The organism is Streptomyces sp. NBC_01294, from assembly GCF_035917235.1.
GTDB lineage: Bacteria > Actinomycetota > Actinomycetes > Streptomycetales > Streptomycetaceae > Streptomyces > Streptomyces caledonius.
The window spans coordinates 3,235,458-3,255,254 of record NZ_CP108423.1; the positions used below are offsets into that span (position 1 = coordinate 3,235,458).

Sequence of the window (19,797 nt, forward strand, 5' to 3'; positions counted from 1 at the left end):
AGGGGCGGGAGGGGCGGGGCGGGGTCGTGCGGGAGGGGCGGGGCGGGGTCGTGCGGGAGGGGCGGGGCGGGGTCGTGCGGGAGGGGCGGGGCGGGGTCGTGCGGGAGGGGCTTTGGGAGGCCTGATCCCCTCACCCAGCATCAGGGATGGTTTGGGGGTTTCCCGTCAGTCTCATCGTCTCTCCGTGTCGGGCCGGTCCCTCAAGGGCGCTCCTTCGTCGCGTCGCTGCGCGATGGCCTTCGGCCACCCTTGACCGACCGACCCGCCACGGAAATCCGAAGACCGACGGGAACCCCCCAAAGGAACGGGCCGGCCATTGCAAATTCAGGGACGGGCCGATCAGCGCCCCCCGGGCAAGTCGGGGGTAGCGCACCAAATCGCTACGCGCTTCTCGCCGATGGCGGCTGCAGGCCGTCTGTGGCCGGACATAGGCCGCCACAGATCGCTACATGCTCCCCGAAGAGGGCGGCTGACGGCCGTCTGGGGCTGATGAGGGGGCGGACGCTCGGCTCAGCCGAGGTGTACCCCGGTCAGGGCGGAGGTGGCATCACAAACGGACGTCCAGATCGGGGCAATTGTTGCAATCTATCGGTCTCTTTGACCCTCCACGCCGCCAGACCCGGGTACACATCGGAATAGCCGTTGTCCGGCGCTTTCCCTCCCCCAAGCGGCCGTCGGACGCCCTCATGGGGGAGCACGTAGCGATCTGACGCGCCTGACCAGCCGAGACTGATTCTGTTCACGAATTCCGGTTCTGGCTCAAGTTCTGTGGTCGATCACCCTGCGTATCGCCCGCGTCTCATGCGGTCCCAAGATGCGGCACGAGATCGCGCGCCATACGCACGTTGGGCAACCTGCCTCGCCACAACTCACGCTCACCCGTGAGCTGGAACCTGTGGCGCTCGTAAAACCGGATCGCTCTCCCGTTGTACTCAGTCACCCACAGGTGCACGGGAGCTCCGTCCGCCCATAGGAAGAACTCACCCATCAGCTGACCGCCGATGCCCTGGCCTTGGGCTTCGTTCAGCAGGTACATCGGTCCGAGGGTCACTGGTTCGTCTCGGCGGCCACAGAGGACACCAGTGATCTCAGCCCCGGATCGGACGACACGGCAGAAGAGCCGTTCAGGGTGGCGTGCGACCTCGTCAATGAACTCTCGCCGCTGCGCAATGCCCTCGGTGGTGACCGCGGACCCTCGCTGCTCGCGGATCCACGTCTCATCAACGCCGGCTTCTTCGTTGGGGTAGGTCTGGAGCCAGGCCGTGAGCTGCATACGGCCCACGGATGCAGCATCGTCGGGACTGGGCGCTTCGATTCGGTGGACCACGGCGCCATTCTCGACGAGGACGGTGCCATGGTTCCGGCCCTTGCGTGTGGCGTACTCATCGACTCCGACCACCCGCGGCGCAGGCACTACCGGCTCAGGAAGGGCCTCAACCAGGCGCCGCACCGTGCTACGGCTGACAGCCACCCCAGAGCACGGGCCAGACGGGCGCTACTGGAGTACGACGCTTCGTCCGGCACTGGGCACGTCAGCGGGAAACCGCAGGTAGGAGCCGTGGACCAGGCTGGACCAGGTCCCGCACCAGCCAGAGCACGACCTAATTCACAGCACCGAACGGTCAGCCCACTCATCCCGGTCGTAGCTCATTTTCGGGCGACTTCGAATGCGCCCTGCGACGCTCAGCCATCAGCTGGCGTGGCCGCTCCACAGAAATTGAGCCAGAACCGCAGTTTTGACAGCACCAGGTCACGGGGATGTTCGGATCGGCACCGGCTGTCCACTGCGAGTGAGGCAGACAGCGGCAAGGCGGCGATCGAGAGTCACCTGTCAGGGTGCAATCCTCTGAGGCCATGCGCGTTCGGCCAGGTCGGGAGTCGCTGCCCCCTAGCGTGATTCGGGAATGATCCAGGCGGGCCGCCGTCGGGATCCGGACCCTACGGAGGTACCTGACCATGGCCGTCTCGCTCCCCGAGCTCACCGGGGACTACGTCCTTGATCCGCCCCACACCCGGATCGGATTCGTCGCCCGCCACGCCATGGTCACCAAGGTGCGCGGCGCCTTCCACCAGTTCGAGGGCACCGCACACTTGGACGGCGCCGACCCGGCCGGGTCCACCGGCCAGGTGGTGATCAAGACGCAGAGCATCGACACCGGCGTCGAGCAGCGCGACCAGCACCTGCGCACCAACGATTTCCTGGACGTGCCGAACTTCCCCGACATCACCTTCCGCACCACCGCGGTAGAGCAGAAGTCCGACGCCGAATACCGGGTCAGCGGCGACCTCACCATCAAGGACACCACCAAGCCGGTCACCATCGACTTCGAGTACACCGGCAATGCCGTCGACCCCTACGGCAACCTGCGCGTCGGTCTGGAAGGCTCGGTGACCATCTCCCGCAAGGAGTTCGGTGTCACCTGGAACGCAGCCCTGGAAGGCGGCGGCGTCCTGGTCGGCGACAAGATCGTCCTGGAGTTCGACATCTCCGCGATCAAGCAGGGCTAGCAGCGCCCGCCCGACCGGCGCGCGAGCGGTACAGGAAGCGAGGCGCGGTCCTCGAAGTCAGGGCCGCGCCGTCACGATGCCGTATGCCATGGGCTAACAGCCGAGTGGGGTTGCTTCGGTTTGGCGGACATCCCGAGATCTGGGGTTGCACCGGAGAGGGATGTCCATGATGGAGAGTACGAAACCACCGCTGCCTGACCAACACATAGAGCCCGTCCGCCAAACAGGAACGACCCCACGACAGGTACTGCGGACCTCTCGGCGTCTGCGATGCGTCTGGGGCTGGCCAAGGCCGATTCGAGGGGTGGGAAGGGCGATCCATCGACTCAGCCGATGTGTACCCAGGTCAACCCACGGCGGGATCCCACGCTCGCGCCCGAACATGGGCAATCGCGGCGCAATATCGACCCCTTCCTCAGACGGCCGGATCGACCGCACGCGGATGGCCGTTTCGCCGCTCACGTCGAAAAGTCGTGCAGGCATGGACGCGACACTCGGGAGGCGAGAAGGAATGCCCAGACACTGACCCACGGAGGACGGCGTCTGCCGGAAGGGGCTAGGCGTCGAAGTCGTACTCCAGCACGTAGGAAGCGGAGTCCAGCGTCATCTCGTTGACCTCAACGGCCCGCCCGCCCTCGGCGAACGCGGTACGGACGATCTGGATGACAGGCGTGCCCATGGAGAGCGCCAGCCGCTCGGCCTCTCCGGCTGAAGGCATCCGGGACCGGATTTCCTCTCGGAAGTGAAGGGGCGCATGCCCCAGCTCGGCCAGGCGCGCGTACGTCCCGCCGGGTCCGGTGTCGGCCTGGGTGATGGCAGAGTCCCCAACGACGTCCGCCGGCAGGTACGACGTCGCGACGAGCACGGGTTTGCCATCAAGCACGAAGCGGCGGCTGCGTGCCCACACCTGAGTCCCTGCGGGAATACCAAGGGCGTCGGAGATGCGGCTGTTCGTTTCTTCTTCCCGCACTTCGATCTGATCGACGACCAGCTCTCGATCCTCGGAATCTGCAGACCAGATGGAGCGGCCCGATCCCCACTGCTCGTGCGCGAGTCGCTGGATTCCGCGCCGACGCAAGGGCCTGAACGCCCGGACGAAGACGCCGGCACCCTTCCGCGCCTCCGCGAGGCCTTCGTTCTGCAGCACGCCGAGGGCCTGACGTGCGGTCATCCGGGCGACCTCGTACGTGGCCATGAGGTCGTTCTCGCCCGGCAGACGGTCGCCCGGGCCGTATTCGCCCGCCTGGATAGCCGTCCTCAGCTCGTCAGCGATCCGCTGGTACTTCGGCTGGCGGGTGCTGCCCTGGCTGGTCATGAACCGATCACTCCTTCTCCTCTCTAGACACCCTAGGGCTACAGGCAGGCCACCGCACGCACCAGCCTTGAGGTCCCACTTCGACCGAGATCTCTAGAGATGTATTGACGAATGAAGCAGCGTTCGGCTGTAGTGGATACATCTCTAGAGAGGCCGTTCACGATGCGGCCTCCCGAGCAGGGAGTGATCTGCATGCAGCAGTGCCGCGATGCGTCCAGAGTCGACACGGAAGACGCCTCCTCGGGGAGGGTGGCGGCCATAGGTGAGCCCAGCGCGGATCTGTTGGACCGGGCGCTGGTCGGCTGGGAGCGCTTCCTCGCCACCCTGCAGGAGGCACCCGATGAGTGAGCAGTACGAATACGTGCCGCACCGGCTCCCGCGCCGCCGTGTCCGCGACCTCGCTTCCGGCGTCGAGGGTGAGCTGATGGCCGTGATCAACGAGAACGTCTCGGACGCCGGCCTCGACCGCTGGATGGAGCTGGCCTACATCCGTGGAGCGTCCGGCCGTGAATTCACCACTTGCGTCACCAACATTGAGGCCGCGGATTGAGAGTCCGATCAGCCATCCGAAGAGATGTGCGGTCGATCCGTCCGCCTGAGGCAGGAACAGCAACTGATGCCGGCTATACCGATGCGCACTCGGGCCTGGGAGAGCAAGGAGCCGAATAAGCTGGCGTTTTGTCGCGATGGCCCATGTTCGGGCGCGAGCGTGGGATCCCGCCGTGGGGTTGGCCTGGGTACACATCGGCTGGGCCGACGGATCGCCCTTCCTACCCCTCGAATCGGCCTTGGCCAGCCCCAAACGGCCGTCGGCCGCCATCGCGGAAAAGCGCGTAGCGATCTGTGGCGGCCTATGTCCGGCCACAGACGGCCTGCAGCCGCCATGAGCGGGAAGCGCGTAGCGATTTGGTGCGCCCCGGGCTCGGCCCGGGGTCGCTGATCGGCCCGTCCCTGGATAAGGAATGGCCGGCCCGTTCCTTTGGGGGGTTCCCGTCGGTCTTCGGATTTCCGTGGCGGGTCGGTCGGTCAAGGGTGGCCGCAGGCCATCGCGCAGCGACGCGACGAAGGAGCGCCCTTGAGGGACCGGCCCGACACGGAGAGACGATGAGACTGACGGGAACCCCCCAAACCATCCCTGATGCCGAGTGAGGGAATCAGGCCCCCGAAGCCCCGCCGCACGACCCGGCCCCGCCCCGGTGGGCATCCCGCCCACCCGAAGCCCCGCTCGTGCCGTCGCAGCCACCCGTCCCGTACGAGATCCCCGAACCCCGCACCCCCGCACCCCCGCGCTACAGGTAGTCCTCCAGGCGGCCGATGCTGTAGCCCTGCTCGTGGATTCGTTGGAGCATGCGCGTCGTCATCTGGGTTTCCGTCGCGCCCTTGAGCTCGCCCGGGCCGCGGAAGTGGGCCAGGATGATGTCGCCCGGGCGGAGGGCGGAGCCCTCGGCGTACTGGAAGTTGTTGATCTGCATCGAGACCCGCCACAGGAGCAGGGACGAGACTCCGCACTCCGAGGCGGCCCGGAGGGTGTCGTCGTTGTAGTTGCCGAAGGGCGGGCGGAAAAACGGCGGGCGTTGGCCGAAGCGCTTCTCCAGGCGGTCCTGCTGGCCGCATATCTCCTTCTTCTGCCCTTCGAAGGACAGGGTCCGGAGGTTCGGGTGCGTCAGCGTGTGGTTGTTTATCGTGCTCGCCGAGCCGTTGTCGCGGAGCTTCTCGAAGTGCCCGTAGTCCGACGAGGCCACGTTGTCCGTGAGGAACATGCTGATCGGCAGCTTGAGGTCGGCCGCCATCTTCAGGAACTCGGGGTCCTTCTCGGCGCCGTCGTCGAAGGTCAGGAAGACCACCTTCTCCCCGGCCGGGACGGGTATTCGGTCTATCACCGGCACCTTGCCCGGGCCCGCCTTCGGGATCTGGGGCTTCTGGGCGGGCTTCGGCGCGTAGGCGACGGGGGCCGTCAGCCCCCACTTCTTGTACGCCGCGTCGGACGGGCTCCCCGGCGGGGACGCGGTCCCCGCCGGGGAGGCGGGGCCGGCGCCCTTGGGGTCCTTGGAGTCCTTGGAGTCCTTGGAGTCCTTGGGGCCCTTCGACGCGTCCGAGCCCTCCGCCCCCTGCGCCCCCTCCGCCCCCTGCAGGTCCTGAGTCGTCTTGCGGCCCAGGCGTTCGATGGGGTCCACGCTGTCCCCGCACCCCGTCAGGGACAGCGCGAGCGCGCCGGCCGCCAGCGTTCCGGCTACCAACCGGCGCGCGTGCTTCACAGATAGTCCTCCAGGCGAGCCACGGCATATCCCTTGTCCGTGACGGTCTTCATGACCTGACGGATCATGTCAGGCATCGTGCCCTTCCAGTCTTCCTTGCCCCGGAAGTGCGTGAGGATGATGTCACCGGGGTGCAGGTCGCGGTCCCACTCTCGGTAGTCCATCCGGTTCGTGAACGCCTCGGCGTTCCACAGCGGAACCGCCTTGATGCCGCAGGACTTCGCCGCGCGCAGCGTGTCGTGGTTGTAGTTGCCGTACGGCGGCCGGAAGAGCGTCGGCCGCTTGCCGAACTGCTTCTGGATCGTGTCCTGCTGGCCGCAGATCTCCTCACGCTGCTTCTCGTACGACAGGCCCGGCATGTAGCGGTGGTTGAGCGTGTGGTTGTTCAGGGTGACGCCCGCGGCCTGCATCTGCTTGAAGTACGGGTAGTTGTCCCGCACGAGGTAGTCGCTGAGGAAGGCCGTGTACGGGATCTTCAGCTCCTGCATCATCCGCAGGAACTCGGGGTCCTTCTCCGAGCCGTCGTCGACCGTCAGGAAGACGACCTTGTCCTCGGTCGGGATGGTGGTGAAGACCGGGGGCAGCTCGTCCTCTTCGTGGTCGTACACCTCGAAGCCGTCGCGCGTCTCGATCTCGGGCTTCTCCTTCGGCGCCGCCGGGGCGGTGAGCGGCGGCTTGAGCAGCCGCCACTTCTTCGCCGCCGCGATGCGCGCCTGCTGGGCCGTCTTGGCCTTCTCCGCAGCGCTGAGCGCACCCGCCGCCCCGGCCTCCGCGGCCTTGGCGGCCTTCGCCTTCTCGGCCTTGTCCGGTCGCGCGGACTCCCCGGAGCCACACGCCGTTCCGAGGGATGCGACGAGCAGGGCTGCCACCGCCACCCCGAACCGGCCGCGCGGACCCGCCGCGTACCGGTGACCCTGTTGCGAGCGATGTTCCTTTTGTCTTACTAGCTGCATAGCTGCGCATCCTGGCATCCGACACACGGGCTTCCCGGAAGACACCGCGAACGCGGTCCCACCTTCCTTCGACTGGCCCACACGGTTCGACGCGGGCGCGTCCGCAAGCCCCCTCCCCGTGCGCCGCCCCTCCCCGCGCATCCCCGCCCGCCCGCGGCCACCCCGTCGCCGACAATGGACCCGTGACCCCCGAAGACTTCGCCGCCCTCCTCACCCCCGAGGGCCTCGCCCTCCTCGACTCGCTCCGCGACTACGACCCCGCCCAGGAGCTGGCCGTCGCCACCCGGCTGCGCCGCGAGCACCCCGCCGGGCTGGTCTCCGCCGCGCTCGGGCAGGCCCGGCTGCGGCAGCGCGCGGTGGCGAAGTTCGGCGCGGAGGACGCCTTCCGGATGTTCTTCACGCCCGGCGGCGGCGAGATGGCCACCCGCGCGTCCGTGGCCTCGTACCGGGCCGAGCGGCTCGCGGCCCTCGGCGTACGGAGCCTCGCCGACCTGTGCTGCGGCATCGGCGGCGACGCCCTCGCCCTGGCCCGGCTCGGCATCCGGGTGCTCGCTGTGGACCACGACCCGCTGACGGTCGCCGTCGCGCGGGCCAACGCCGAGGTACTGGGGCTGGCGGACCTGATCGAGGTCCGGGAGGCCGACGTGACGGAGGTGGACACCTCCGGCTACGACGCCGTCTTCATCGACCCGGCCCGCCGCGGCGGGCGCGGCCGGATCTTCGACCCGGAGTCCTACTCGCCGCCGCTGTCGTGGGCCGTGGAGACGGCCCGTACGGCGAAGTACGCGGCCATCAAGATCGCCCCCGGGATCCCGCACGAGGCCGTGCCCGAGGAGGCCGAGGCGGAGTGGATCTCCGACCATGGTGACGTCAAGGAGGCCGTGCTGTGGTTCGGGACCGCCCCCGGGACCGTGCGCGCCACCCTGCTCCCCGGCCCGCGCGGGCTGCACACCACCGATCCGCTGCCCGATCCGCAGGCCGGGCCGGTCGGCCGCTGGCTCTACGAGCCCGACGGCGCCGTCATCCGCGCCCACCTCGTCGCCGAGGTCGCCGAGCAGCTGGACGGCCGGCTCATCGACCCGACCATCGCCTACATCACCGCCGACGAGCTGCGCGCGACGCCGTACGCGACCGCGTACGAGATCACCGACGTGCTGCCGTTCGGCCTGAAGAAGCTGAAGGCACTGCTGCGCGAGCGCGGGGTCGGCATCCTGACCGTGAAGAAGCGCGGCTCGGCGATCGAGCCGGAGGAACTGCGCAGGAAGGTCAAGCCGCAGGGGCCGAACTCCGCGACCGTCTTCCTGACCCGGGTGGCGGGCGCCCCCTCGATGCTGATCGGCTCCCCGGCGGCAGCGCCTGCGGCGACGCCCGGCCGGTGATCCTCCGCGCGGCCCGCGCCGCTCGCCCGCGCCGCCGGCCCGCGCCGTTCGGCCCGCGCCGCTCGGCCGCGGCTTCCGCCGCCCGGGCAGGCCCGGCGCCCGCCGCCCGGGCAGGCCCGCCTCCCGCGGCCCGTCCGCCGGCTACTCGGCGGGCGCGGCAGGCGTCGCGGGCGCCCCGGACCGCGTGCCGAAGGCTCGTACCGCCCAGCGGTAGTGGGCGGTCGCCTTGGCGGCGCCCAGGAGGGCGGTGATCCACAGGATCATGCCCAGGCCCATGTAGTACGCGACCTCGCCGTACGTCTCCTCGCCCGGGCGGGCCGACAGCGCGACCCCGAAGGTCACCCAGAGCCCGGCCGCGCCCAGTGCGAAGGAGGACAGCAGCCAGGTCAGGCTCCGTCCGGGCGCGCGCACGTGGGAGTCGGCCGCCGGGTCGCGGCCCGCCTCGGCCCATGCGTACAGCAGCGTGCGCACCTCGCGGTCCCGCCGGGCGCCCCAGGTGAACCAGAACCCGGCCGGGACCAGCACACCGGCGCCCAGGGCGAGGAAGACCGCCCCGAGGACGAACGAGACCGGGTCGCCCGCCTCGAAGGCCACCAGGGCCATGCCGACGAAGGACCAGCCGAGGGCGAAGACCGCCGAGACGGCCCAGAGCACCAGCAACCGCCCGACGCCCAGGCTGCGTTGACCGAGGTCCCGCAGGAAGCGCGCACGGTCGGCCCGTACGGCGCTCTCGTCCAGCCAGGCGCGCAGGTGCGCGGGGGGCGGCGGGGGCGGCAGGTCAGGGCGAGGCATGCACATGACCATAGCCGCAGCTCGGGACGGTCCCGGCACGGGCGGGAGCCCGTCAGCCGCCGTCGACCTCCACCGACTCGAACCGCCAGCGGTGCACCGCCCGCGTGATCAAGTCGGCCGCGGGCTCGGGCAGTTCGGGGAGGTCCGCCGCGACCCCCTCGGCCGCCTCCCACCAGGTGATGACGAGCACCCGGTCCTGCGGGGCCCGGAACACCTCGCGGCGCACCGGCTCCCGGGCGAGGACCTGGGAACGGGCCCACTCCAGCAGCTCGTTGCCCCGGCCGTCGGCGGCCCGGGCCTCCCACATCAGCGCGACGGTGCTCATGAGTACAGGTTGTCCTTGCTCAGCTCGTGCACGTGGTCGTGGTCGTGGTCGTGGTCGTGGGCGTGGGCGTGGCCATGTCCGTGCCCGTCCCCGTGCCCCTGAACGCCCGGCACGTGCGGGTCCGTCACCGGCAGCGAGGAGTCCGCCGACAGGTCCCAGTCCGAGGCCGGACGGTTCCGCTTGACCATCTCCGCGCCCAGCGCCGCCACCATCGCGCCGTTGTCGGTGCACAGCTTCGGCCGCGGCACCCGCAGGATGATCCCCGCGTCGTCGCACCGCTCCTGCGCCAGCGAGCGCAGCCGGGAATTGGCCGCCACACCGCCGCCGATCATCAGGTGGTCGACACCCTCGTCCTTGCACGCACGGATCGCCTTGCGCGTCAGCACGTCCACCACGGCCTCCTGGAAGGACGCCGCCACATCGCGCACCGGCACCTCCTCGCCGGCCTTCCGCTTCGCCTCGATCCAGCGGGCCACCGCCGTCTTCAGCCCGGAGAAGGAGAAGTCGTACGCCGCGTCGCGCGGCCCCGTCAGCCCGCGCGGGAAGTTGATCGCCTTCGGGTCGCCCTCGCGCGCGAGCCGGTCGATGACCGGACCGCCGGGGAAGCCCAGCTGGAGCACGCGCGCGATCTTGTCGAAGGCTTCGCCCGCCGCGTCGTCGATGGTCGCGCCGAGCGGCCGTACGTCGGAGGTGATGTCCGGGGCCAGGAGCAGCGAGGAGTGCCCGCCGGAGACCAGCAGCGCCATCGTCGGCTCGGGCAGCGGCCCGTGCTCCAGCTGGTCCACGCAGATGTGGGAGGCCAGGTGGTTCACCCCGTACAGCGGCTTGCCCAGCGCGTACGCGTACGCCTTGGCCGCCGAGACGCCCACCAGCAGCGCCCCCGCGAGGCCCGGTCCGGCCGTGACCGCGATGCCGTCGAGGTCGCGGGGGCTGACCCCGGCCTCCTTCAGGGCGCGGTCGATGGTGGGGACCATCGCCTCCAGGTGGGCCCGCGAGGCCACCTCGGGCACGACGCCGCCGAAGCGCGCGTGCTCGTCGACACTCGACGCGATCGCGTCCGCGAGCAGGGTGGTGCCGCGGACGACGCCGACGCCGGTCTCGTCGCAGGACGTCTCGATGCCGAGGACGAGCGGTTCGTCAGCCATTGCTCTCACTGCTCTCAGTTCGTGCTTGTGCGGGGTCGGTCAGTCGCATGACGAGCGCGTCGACGTTGCCCGGCTGGTAGTAGCCGCGCCGGAAGCCGATGGGCTCGAAGCCGAAGCGCTCGTAGAGCTTCTGGGCGCGCGTGTTGTCCACGCGCACCTCCAGCAGCACCTCGGCGCACTCGAACGCGGTGGCGGCGCGCAGCAGGTCGGTCAGGAGCCGGGCGCCGAGCCCGGTCCCCCACTGGTCGCGGGCGGCCGCGATGGTCTGTACGTCGGCCAGGTCGCCGGCGGCGGCCAGCCCGGCGTAGCCCACCAGCCGGCCCGAGGCGTCCTCGGCCACGATGTAGCGGCGCGTGGCCTGCGGGCCGCGGGCGTGGGCCAGTTCGGACCAGAACATCCCGGCGGACCAGGCGTCCTCGGGGAACAGCTCGTGTTCCAGTTCCAGCACGGGCCCGATGTCCCACCAGCGCATCTCGCGCAGCGTGTGGGGTGTCACTGCGGGGTGACCACCTTGTAGTTCTTGGGCACCTGCGCGTCGGGCCTGCGCAGGTAGAGCGGGGTCGGAGGCAGGAACTCCAGGCCGGCCGCCAGTCGTTCCGCGGCCAGCGAGGCCAGCGCGGCGGCGGACTGGTGCACGGGGCCCCGGGCGTCCGGGAACACCTCGGGGTACAGGAGCGCGCCCTGGCCCACGGCGGGCAGCCCGGCGACCTGCTCGGCGATGTCGGCGGGGCGGTCCACGGCGGGCTCGCCGACGCGCGTGCGCGGGTCCTCGTAGCGCGCCCAGTAGACCTCCTTGCGCCGTGCGTCGGTGGCGACGGTGAAGGGGCCCTCGATCCCGGCGGCCCCCGCGGCGTACGCGAGGCCGTCGAGGGTGCACAGGCCGTGCACGGGCACGCCCAGCACGGCGGCGAAGGTGGAGGCGGTGACGAGGCCGACGCGCAGCCCGGTGTAGGGGCCGGGGCCGACCCCGACGACGATGCCGGTGACGGCTTCGAGCTTCAGCCCGGCCTCGGCGAGGACCTGGTCCACTGAGGGCAGCAGGAGCTCCCCGTGGCGGCGGGCGTCGACCTGGTTCGACTCGGCGACGACGGACTCGCCGTCGTGCAGGGCGACGGTGACGGCGGGCGTGGCGGTATCTACAGCGAGCAAGAGCACGCGAACAGCCTACGACTCCGGCGACCGCGCCCCTTGCGGCCGGTCGCAGAGCAGGGTGGCTGCTACCTTTCGACCGAGGTATCCAGTCAGCGGGGAGAGGTGGAGCAAGGTGGCACGCAGCAGCTCGGGAATCGTGGCCGGGCTCACCGCCGCGGCACTCGTCGCCATCGGCTTCCTCGGCTACCAGGCCTCCGCCACGGCGCCCGCGCACCCCCCGAAGGCGGTCGCGCAGGAACCGGCCCCCGCTCCGAGCCAGGCAGCCGTCAAGCAGGACCAGGCGAAGCCGGTGCCCGTGCCCGAGGGCTCCGGTACCGGGGTGCGCGTCGTGTACGCGGTGGGCCAGAAGCGGGTGTGGCTGGTGGGCGACCCCGCGCAGGAGCCGAAGTCCTTCCCGGTCATGCCGAGCACGGTGCACCCGAAGGCGGGCAGCTACACGGTCACCTCGCGCTCGGGATCGGTCACCGGCTCGGACGGGGTGCCGATCGAGCACGTCGTACGGTTCGCCAGCGCGCAGGGCGTCGTGGTCGGCTTCAGTGCCCGGCTGGACGGCACCACCCCGGAGCCCGACCCGAACAAGAAGACCGGCGGCATCCGCATGTCGCGCGCCGACGGCGACGCGATGTGGGCCTTCGCGACGATCAACGCGAAGGTCGTCGTCGTTCCCTGACGGCGGCGCCCGTCCTTCACCCGTACGTGCGACGGCGGGCCGCCCCGCCGACGGGTCGGCCCGGACCGATCGCCCCGTACGGACGAGCGGGGAATCGGAGAACCGCAGGACCGCTAGGCCGCTTCGGATTCCGGAGCGGCCTCTTCGCGTCCGTCGTGTCCGCCGCGGCCCCCGTGTCCGCCGTTTCCGTCGTCCTGCGGCTCGCCCGCGGGCGCCGCGTGTTCCCGTGCGGGCGGCGTCGAGACGGCGGTGGCGGCCACACCGGCGGCGAGCAGCGTCCGCATGGAGACGACGGACGGGCGGGGATCGCGCTGTGCTCCTGCTGGTGCCGACATGGCTGCCTCCTGGACCCCGGCACACCGAACTTAGGCATACCTAAGAAACTCTCGGTACCATGTCACCACGAGCGCCGCCACCAGCGCAATATCTTGCCGACGAGTTGTCGGTACGTTTACTCCGAGAGCGCGCCTGCGAGGGCGTCCAGCCCGGCCCCGGCGCCCCAGCGCGCCCCGACCCCGCGCACGGACACCTCACGGACGTCGTCCAGGACCTCCTCGTGGCCGACCGCCCGCGCGATCACCACGTGCAGCCGGTCGTCGGCGAGCTCCTCCACCTTGCCGTCGCCCCACTCCACGACGACCACGGACTCGGGCAGCGAGACGTCGAGGTCCAGGTCCTCCATCTCGTCCAGCCCGCCGCCCAGGCGGTACGCGTCCACGTGCACCAGCGCCGGCCCGCCGGTCAGCGAGGGGTGTACGCGGGCGATCACGAAGGTCGGCGAGGTCACGGCCCCGCGCACGCCCAGGCCCTCGCCCAGGCCGCGGGTCAGCGTCGTCTTGCCCGCGCCCAGCTCGCCGGTCAGCAGGACGAGGTCGCCGGGGCGCAGCAGAGCGGCGATCCTGCGGCCCAACTCCTGCATCGCGTCCGGGGAATCGATGGTGATCCGGGTCTCCGCGCCGGTCTCGGCCTCAGGTGCCGGTGCCTGGCTGCGCTGTGCTTCCAGCGGTACTTCTTCCATGCACGCCAACGTTAGTCGCTGCGGGGACCGCGCCGGTGCGTGCCAGCAGCTCGGTGAGCAGCCGGGTCACCGTCTCCGGGCGCTCCAGCATCATGAGGTGCCCGGTGGACTCCAGGACCACGAGGTCGGCGCCGGGCAGCGCCTCCTTGATGGCGACGCTGTGCTCGGGCGGGGTGATCATGTCCTTGTCCCCGGCGATGACGGTGACCGGGAGGTCCGCGAAGAGCTGGAGCGCAGCGGTCTTGTCGTGGATCTGGAAGGCCGGGTAGAACTCGGCGACCACGTCGATCGGGGTGGCCTCGATGAGCCGCTCCGCGAAGCGCGCGACGCCCGGATCCACGTCCCGGGAGCCGAACGAGTACATCTTGATCATGCCGGCGAACAGGTCCGCGGTGGCCCGGCGGCCCTTCTCCACCAGCTCCACCTGGGAGCCGAGCGCCTTGAGGACGCCGGGCAGGATGCGCCGCACGGCGCCCACGCCGGCGGCGGGGAGCCCGTACGTCACCTCGCCGAGGCGGCCGCTGGAGGTGCCGACCAGGACCACACCGACCACGCGGTCGCGCACGAGGTCGGGGAACTGCTCGGCGAACGCCATGATGGTCATACCGCCCATCGAGTGACCCACCAGGATCAGCGGGCCCTCGGGAGCGGTGGCGTCGATGACGGTCTTCAGGTCGCGGCCGAGCTGCTCGATGCTCAGCGGCTCGCCGTCCGCGTGGGCGAGGCCGCGCGCGCTGCGGCCGTGGCTGCGCTGGTCCCAGTAGACGGCGCGGACCACTCCGCGCAGGGCGGCGCGCTGGAAGTGCCAGGAGTCCTGGCCGAGGCAGTAGCCGTGGCAGAAGACGACGGTCGCCTGGGGTTCGGCCTTGCGCCGCAGGCGCCGCCGCTTGCCGTCCTCGGGCAGCTCGTCGACCTCGTAGTAGAGCTCGGTGGCGTCCTCGGCCCGGCAGGTCCCCTCGGTCCCGCGCAGGGACCCGTAGTCCCCGGCGGCGTCGAGGGCCAGCCGCGCCTCGCGCCGCATGCCGCGCCCGACGGTGATCCGTTCCACCGCGACACCGGCCGCCGCGCCCGCGGCTATCACGCCGATGGCGGCTCCGGCCCAGCCGGCCTTGCGCCAGTTCTCGCTCACGCCGCCGCCCTCACTCCGCTCAGCCGCCCAGGTACACCCGGGGCACTCGTGCACCGATACGGGTGACGATCTCATACGCGATCGTGTCCGCCGCTCGGGCCCAGTCCTCGGCGGTGGGTTCACCGCGTTCCGCGTCCCCGAAGATGACGGCTTCGTCACCGACGCGGGCGTGGTCTCCGTCCAAGTCGACCACGAACTGGTCCATGGCGACGCGCCCGGCGACGTGGCGGACCTTGCCGCCGACGAGCACGGGCCCGCGCCCGGAGGCGTGCCGCGGGATGCCGTCGGCGTAGCCGGCCGGGATCAGGGCGAGGGTCGTCTCGGCGTCGGTGACGTAGTGGTGGCCGTAGCTCACCCCGTGCCCGGCGGGGACGGTCTTGACCAGCGCGAGGGAGGCCTTGAGGGTCATGGCGGGCCGCAGGCCCAGCTCGGCCGGGGTGCCGAGCTCGGGCGCGGGCGAGACGCCGTAGAGGGCCAGCCCGGGGCGCACCAGGTCGAAGTGGGACTCGGGGAGGGTGAGGGTGGCCGGCGAGTTGGCCATGTGCCGGACCTCGGGCTCGACGCCCTCCTTCTCGGCGTGCGCGAGCATGTCGCGGAAGGCGGCGAGCTGGAGCTGGATGGAGGGGTGCCCGGGCTCGTCGGCGCAGGCGAAGTGCGACCAGACGCCGGTGACCCGGACGGTCCCCTCGGCCTGGGCGGCGACGGCCGCGGCGACCAGGGCCTCCCAGTCGGCGGGCTGGCAGCCGTTGCGGCCGAGGCCGGTGTCGGCCTTGAGCTGGATGCGCGCGGTGCGGCCGGCCGCGCCGGCGGCCTTGCGGACCTCGTCGAGGGCCCACAGTCCGCTGACGGAGACGTCCAGATCGGCCTCGACGGCCTCCTGCCAGGGCCCGCCGGGGGTCCAGAGCCAGCACAGGATCCGGCCTTCGACCCCTGCGGCGCGCAGGGCGAGGGCCTCGTCGGGCGTGGCGGTGCCGAGCCAGGTGGCGCCGGCCTCCTGGGCGGCCTTGGCGCAGGCCAGGGCTCCGTGCCCGTAGGCATCCGCCTTGACCACGGCCATCAACTCGGCCCGGGGTGCCCGCTCGCGCAGTGCGCGCACGTTCTCGCGTACGGCGTCAAGATCGATCTCGGCGTACACGCGCGTCGGTGTCTCGTTCATCGCCCCCAGTCTCTCAGAATCCCCGCGCGCCTTACGGGACCGGGCCGCGGGGCCCCTCCGGGGGCGCGGGGGTGCCGCTGCGCGGAGCCTCCTCCCCGCCGCACCAATCCAGCCCCGCCGGCGTTTGAGGCGCGGGGTCCGGGGCGGAGCCCCGATCCTTCAGCCTCGCCGACGTTTGAGGCGCGGGGTGCGGGGCGGAGCCCCGGGCTTTCAGGGGCGGGACGCGTCGCGCCAGGCGGCCGGGAGGGACTCGGCCAGTTGCTGGGCCAGCAGCGGGCCGCCGGTGCGCCTGGCCGCCAGGCCGTGGAGGTACGCCCCCACCGCCCCCGCATCCGCCCCGGACAGCCCACCCGCCAGCAGGGACCCGGCCAGCCCGGACAGCACGTCCCCGCTCCCCGCGGTGGCCAGCCACGCGGTCCCCGTCGGATTCACCCGAACGGCACCACCGCCGGAGGCGACCAGCGTCGTCGAGCCCTTCAGCAGGACCGTCGCCCCGTACCGCTCCACCAGCCCCCGCACCGCGCCCAGCCGCCCCGCCTCCACCGACTCCCTCGACACCCCCAGCAGCGCCGCCGCCTCCCCCGCGTGCGGGGTCAGCAGGGTCGGGGCCGTCCGGGCCCGCAGCACGTCCGGGTCCAGCCCGCGCAGCCCGTCCGCGTCGACCAGTACCGGCACGTCCCCCGCCAGCAGGTCCGCGACCTCCCCGGCGCGCCCCTCGCCCAGCCCCGGGCCGACCACCCACGCCTGCACCCGGCCGCGCCCGATCAGCGTCTCGGGGTAGCGCGCGAGCACGGCCTCCGCCGCAGGCCCCGCGTAGCGCACGGCGCCCGCACCGCCGCGCAGGGCTCCCGCCACGGCCAGTACCGCCGCCCCCGGGTACTGCGCGGAGCCCGCGACGATCCCGACCACGCCCCGCCGGTACTTGTCGCTCGACGCCGTCGGCTCCGGCAGCAGCCCGGCCACGTCGGCGTGCTGCAGCGCCTCCACCTCCGGCGCCGGCAGCCGCAGCCCGATGTCCACGAGGTGCACCGCGCCCGCCCGGGAGGCCCCGGGGTCGATCAGCAGACCGGGCTTGTACGCCCCGAAGGTCACCGTCACCTCGGCCGTGACGGCCGGCCCCGCCACTTCCCCGGTGTCCGCGTCCACCCCGCTCGGCAGGTCCACGGCGACCACCGGGACGCCCGGCGGGATCCGCTCCACCAGCGCGGCCGCCGCGGGCCGCAGCCCGCCCCGCCCGCCGATCCCGAGCAGCCCGTCCAGTACGAGGTCCGCCCGTTCCGGGACGGATCGTGCGAGCCGGCCCCCGGCGGCCAGCAGCGCCGCACGTCCGCCCGGGTGCATCCGCTCGGGGTCCATCGGCACCGCCGTCACCGCGGCCCCGCGCCGCGCCAGCCGCGCGCCCGCGTACAGCGCGTCGCCGCCGTTGTCCCCCGGGCCGACGAGCAGCACAACGCGGGAGCCGTAGACCCGCCGGCGCCGCGCCAGCAGTCCCGCGCACACGGCGGCCAGCCCGGCCGCCGCCCGCTGCATCAAGGCGCCTTCGGGCAGGCGGGCCATCAGCTCCCGCTCGGCGGCCCGTACGGTCTCCACGCTGTAAGCAGTACGCATGGCCCCAGCCTGCCCGACGACGCGCCCTCGGGGCGTGCTCTTGGGGCGTGGCCTTGGGCCGTGCCCTCGGGGCGTGCCCTAACCCTCGGCGATCACCACGGCGGAGGCGACGCCGGCGTCGTGGCTGAGCGAGATGTGCCAGGACTTCACGCCCAGCGCCAGCGCCCGCGCCTCCACGGTCCCCGACACCCGCAGCCGCGGCTGTCCGCTGTCCTCCACGTACACCTCGGCGTCGGTCCACAGCAGGCCGCCGGGCGCGCCGAGGGCCTTGGCCAGCGCCTCCTTGGCGGCGAACCGCGCGGCGAGCGAGGCGATCCCGCGCCGCTCACCGCTCGGCAGCGTCAACTCGTCGGCGACGAAGAGCCGTTGGGCCATGCCCGGCGTGCGCTCCAGCGCCGCCTCGAACCGCTCGATCTCCGCTACGTCGATTCCGACGCCGATAATCACAACGACACCCCCATGACCTGCCCGCTCGCTCCGCTCACTCCACGGTGACCGACTTGGCGAGGTTACGCGGCTGGTCCACCTCGTTGCCCCGTGCGGTCGCCAGCTCGCACGCGAACACCTGCAGCGGCACCGTCGCCACCAGCGGCTGGAGCAGGGTCGGCGTCGCCGGGATCCGGATCAGGTGGTCGGCGTACGGGACGACCGCCTCGTCGCCCTCCTCCGCGATCACGATGGTCCGCGCCCCGCGCGCCCGGATCTCCTGGATGTTCGACACGATCTTGTCGTGGAGCACCGACCGGCCGCGCGGCGACGGGACGACGACCACCACCGGCAGGTCCTTCTCGATGAGCGCGATCGGCCCGTGCTTGAGCTCGCCCGCCGCGAAGCCCTCGGCGTGCATGTACGCCAGCTCCTTGAGCTTGAGCGCGCCCTCCAGCGCCACCGGGTAGCCGACGTGCCGCCCCAGGAACAGCACGGTGTTCTTGTCGGCGAGGGACCGCGCGAGTTCCCGTACGGGCTCCATCGTCTCCAGGACGGTGTCCACCGCGGCGGCGATGTCCGACAGCTCCCGGATCACGGCCTCGATCTCGTCGCCCCACTTCGTGCCGCGCACCTGCCCGAGGTACAGCGCGACGAGGTAGCAGGCCACCAGCTGCGTCAGGAACGCCTTGGTGGAGGCGACGGCCACCTCCGGACCGGCGTGCGTGTAGAGCACGGCGTCCGATTCGCGCGGGATCGTCGAGCCGTTGGTGTTGCAGACGGCCAGCACCCTGGCCCCCTGCTCGCGCGCGTGCCGCAGGGCCATCAGGGTGTCCATGGTCTCGCCGGACTGCGAGATCGCGACCACCAGCGTCCGCTGGTCCAGGATCGGGTCGCGGTAGCGGAACTCGCTCGCCAGCTCCGTCTCGCACGGGATGCGGGTCCAGTGCTCGATGGCCAGCTTCGCGATCATGCCCGCGTGGTACGCCGTACCGCACGCCACGATCACGACCTTGTCGACCTCCCGGAGCACCGAGACGGGGATGCGCACCTCGTCCAGGGTCAGCGAGCCGTTCGCGTCGATCCGGCCCAGGAGGGTGTCGGCGACGGCCTTCGGCTGCTCGGCGATCTCCTTGAGCATGAAGTAGTCGTAGCCCCCCTTCTCGGCCGCCGAGGCGTCCCAGTCGACGTGGTACGCCCGCACGGTCGCGTCCGAGCCGTCGAAGTTGGTCACCGAGACGCCCTCGCGGCGCAGTTCCACGACCTGGTCCTGCCCCAGCTCGATCGCGGACCGGGTGTGGGCGATGAACGCGGCCACGTCCGAGGCGAGGAAGTTCTCGCCCTCGCCGACGCCCACCACCAGGGGCGAGTTCCGGCGCGCGCCGACCACCACGTCGGGCTCGTCGGCGTGCACGGCCACGAGCGTGAACGCGCCCTGGAGGCGCCGGCACACCAGGCGCATGGACTCCGCGAGGTCGCCGGTGGCCGAGAACTGCTCCGCCAGCAGGTGCGCCACGACCTCGGTGTCGGTCTCGGACTCCAGCCGGTGTCCGCGCTCGGCCAGTTCGGCCCGGAGCTCGGCGAAGTTCTCGATGATGCCGTTGTGCACGACCGCGACCCGCCCCGAGTTGTCGAGGTGGGGGTGGGCGTTGACGTCGGTGGGCCCGCCGTGGGTCGCCCACCGGGTGTGCCCGAGTCCCGTGGAACCGGACGGCAGGGGGTGCCCGACCAGCTCCTTCTCCAGATTGACGAGCTTGCCGGCCTTCTTGACGGAGGCCAGGCTCCCGTCGGCGAGTACGGCGACCCCGGCCGAGTCGTACCCGCGGTACTCCAGGCGCTTGAGTCCGGCGATGACCACATCGAGCGCCGACTGCGCTCCCACGTAACCCACAATTCCGCACATAGGCCGCAGCGTACGCCGTAGTTGGCCGTCTGCCCCGCACCCGAACAAGACGAAAACCCCGCC

At 71.6% G+C, this 19,797-nt stretch carries 21 protein-coding genes; 5 read left to right on the plus strand and 16 right to left on the minus strand.

What is annotated here, in order from left to right:
• Positions 1-799: 799 nt before the first annotated feature.
• Complete coding sequence (locus OG534_RS14340; protein ID WP_326588476.1) at positions 800-1,327, minus strand: GNAT family N-acetyltransferase; 528 nt, start codon at positions 1,325-1,327, stop codon at positions 800-802.
• 629 nt (positions 1,328-1,956) lie between these two features.
• Here OG534_RS14340 and OG534_RS14345 point away from each other — a divergent pair.
• Complete coding sequence (locus OG534_RS14345; protein ID WP_326588477.1) at positions 1,957-2,508, plus strand: YceI family protein; 552 nt, start codon at positions 1,957-1,959, stop codon at positions 2,506-2,508.
• A gap of 556 nt (positions 2,509-3,064) precedes the next feature.
• Here OG534_RS14345 and OG534_RS14350 read toward each other — a convergent pair.
• Entirely contained in the window at positions 3,065-3,823 is a 759-nt protein-coding gene (locus OG534_RS14350; protein ID WP_326588478.1) for a GntR family transcriptional regulator, read from the minus strand.
• Positions 3,824-4,015: 192 nt separating this feature from the next.
• Here OG534_RS14350 and OG534_RS14355 point away from each other — a divergent pair, with 192 nt between their 5' ends.
• Together OG534_RS14355 and OG534_RS14360 are read left to right on the plus strand one after the other, a co-directional pair.
• Positions 4,016-4,171 (plus strand): hypothetical protein, encoded by a 156-nt coding sequence (locus OG534_RS14355; protein WP_326588479.1) that lies wholly within the window; start codon positions 4,016-4,018, stop codon positions 4,169-4,171.
• Positions 4,164-4,373, plus strand: a complete 210-nt coding sequence (locus OG534_RS14360; RefSeq protein WP_326588480.1) for a hypothetical protein — start codon at positions 4,164-4,166, stop codon at positions 4,371-4,373. Before OG534_RS14355 ends, OG534_RS14360 begins: the two co-directional genes overlap by 8 nt.
• A 739-nt stretch (positions 4,374-5,112) precedes the next feature.
• On the opposite strand, the gene OG534_RS14365 is transcribed toward OG534_RS14360, so the two are convergent.
• The gene (locus OG534_RS14365) at positions 5,113-6,078 is read right to left on the minus strand and encodes a polysaccharide deacetylase family protein (protein ID WP_326588481.1); all 966 of its coding nucleotides are present in this window, start codon (positions 6,076-6,078) and stop codon (positions 5,113-5,115) included.
• Complete coding sequence (locus OG534_RS14370; protein ID WP_442807086.1) at positions 6,075-7,031, minus strand: polysaccharide deacetylase family protein; 957 nt, start codon at positions 7,029-7,031, stop codon at positions 6,075-6,077. The genes OG534_RS14365 and OG534_RS14370 overlap by 4 nt, the downstream gene beginning before the upstream one ends.
• A 182-nt stretch (positions 7,032-7,213) precedes the next feature.
• Between OG534_RS14370 and OG534_RS14375 the strand changes: the two genes are divergently transcribed.
• A complete protein-coding gene (locus OG534_RS14375) occupies positions 7,214-8,410 on the plus strand; it encodes a THUMP-like domain-containing protein (protein WP_326588483.1) in 1,197 nt (398 codons plus the stop codon).
• Between the two features lie 141 nt (positions 8,411-8,551).
• Here OG534_RS14375 and OG534_RS14380 read toward each other — a convergent pair whose 3' ends face one another.
• Genes OG534_RS14380 through tsaB form a run of 5 tightly spaced genes read right to left on the minus strand, consistent with a single transcriptional unit; the run spans position 8,552 to position 11,827 of the window.
• The gene (locus tag OG534_RS14380) at positions 8,552-9,202 is read right to left on the minus strand and encodes a hypothetical protein (RefSeq protein WP_326588484.1); all 651 of its coding nucleotides are present in this window, start codon (positions 9,200-9,202) and stop codon (positions 8,552-8,554) included.
• Positions 9,203-9,254: 52 nt separating this feature from the next.
• On the minus strand, positions 9,255-9,527 hold the full coding sequence (locus tag OG534_RS14385) for a hypothetical protein (RefSeq protein WP_326588485.1): 273 nt from the start codon (positions 9,525-9,527) through the stop codon (positions 9,255-9,257).
• Positions 9,524-10,672 carry a tRNA (adenosine(37)-N6)-threonylcarbamoyltransferase complex transferase subunit TsaD gene (gene tsaD, locus OG534_RS14390; RefSeq protein WP_326588486.1) on the minus strand — a complete coding sequence of 383 codons (1,149 nt, stop codon included), beginning with the start codon at positions 10,670-10,672 and terminating at the stop codon, positions 9,524-9,526. The genes OG534_RS14385 and tsaD overlap by 4 nt, the downstream gene beginning before the upstream one ends.
• Positions 10,665-11,144 (minus strand): ribosomal protein S18-alanine N-acetyltransferase, encoded by a 480-nt coding sequence (gene rimI, locus OG534_RS14395; protein ID WP_326593608.1) that lies wholly within the window; start codon positions 11,142-11,144, stop codon positions 10,665-10,667. The genes tsaD and rimI overlap by 8 nt, the downstream gene beginning before the upstream one ends.
• 20 nt (positions 11,145-11,164) lie before the next feature.
• The gene (gene tsaB / locus OG534_RS14400) at positions 11,165-11,827 is read right to left on the minus strand and encodes a tRNA (adenosine(37)-N6)-threonylcarbamoyltransferase complex dimerization subunit type 1 TsaB (RefSeq protein ID WP_326588487.1); all 663 of its coding nucleotides are present in this window, start codon (positions 11,825-11,827) and stop codon (positions 11,165-11,167) included.
• Between the two features lie 109 nt (positions 11,828-11,936).
• Here tsaB and OG534_RS14405 point away from each other — a divergent pair, with 109 nt between their 5' ends.
• A complete protein-coding gene (locus tag OG534_RS14405) occupies positions 11,937-12,494 on the plus strand; it encodes a hypothetical protein (protein ID WP_326588488.1) in 558 nt (185 codons plus the stop codon).
• Between the two features lie 113 nt (positions 12,495-12,607).
• Here OG534_RS14405 and OG534_RS14410 read toward each other — a convergent pair whose 3' ends face one another.
• The 7 genes from OG534_RS14410 to glmS all read right to left on the minus strand — a co-directional run bounded on the left by OG534_RS14410 (position 12,608) and on the right by glmS (position 19,734).
• Positions 12,608-12,829, minus strand: a complete 222-nt coding sequence (locus tag OG534_RS14410) for a hypothetical protein (protein ID WP_326588489.1) — start codon at positions 12,827-12,829, stop codon at positions 12,608-12,610.
• A gap of 116 nt (positions 12,830-12,945) precedes the next feature.
• Positions 12,946-13,512, minus strand: a complete 567-nt coding sequence (tsaE, locus tag OG534_RS14415; RefSeq protein WP_326588490.1) for a tRNA (adenosine(37)-N6)-threonylcarbamoyltransferase complex ATPase subunit type 1 TsaE — start codon at positions 13,510-13,512, stop codon at positions 12,946-12,948.
• Positions 13,463-14,716, minus strand: a complete 1,254-nt coding sequence (locus OG534_RS14420) for an alpha/beta fold hydrolase (RefSeq protein WP_442807087.1) — start codon at positions 14,714-14,716, stop codon at positions 13,463-13,465. Before OG534_RS14420 ends, tsaE begins: the two co-directional genes overlap by 50 nt.
• Positions 14,661-15,797, minus strand: coding sequence for an alanine racemase (gene alr, locus OG534_RS14425; RefSeq protein WP_326588492.1), 1,137 nt, complete (start codon positions 15,795-15,797; stop codon positions 14,661-14,663). The genes OG534_RS14420 and alr overlap by 56 nt, the downstream gene beginning before the upstream one ends.
• A gap of 210 nt (positions 15,798-16,007) precedes the next feature.
• Positions 16,008-17,405 (minus strand): NAD(P)H-hydrate dehydratase, encoded by a 1,398-nt coding sequence (locus OG534_RS14430; protein WP_326588493.1) that lies wholly within the window; start codon positions 17,403-17,405, stop codon positions 16,008-16,010.
• A gap of 78 nt (positions 17,406-17,483) precedes the next feature.
• Complete coding sequence (locus OG534_RS14435) at positions 17,484-17,852, minus strand: holo-ACP synthase (protein ID WP_326588494.1); 369 nt, start codon at positions 17,850-17,852, stop codon at positions 17,484-17,486.
• A gap of 34 nt (positions 17,853-17,886) precedes the next feature.
• Positions 17,887-19,734, minus strand: coding sequence for a glutamine--fructose-6-phosphate transaminase (isomerizing) (gene glmS / locus OG534_RS14440; RefSeq protein WP_326588495.1), 1,848 nt, complete (start codon positions 19,732-19,734; stop codon positions 17,887-17,889).
• Between the last annotated feature and the right edge of the window lie 63 nt (positions 19,735-19,797).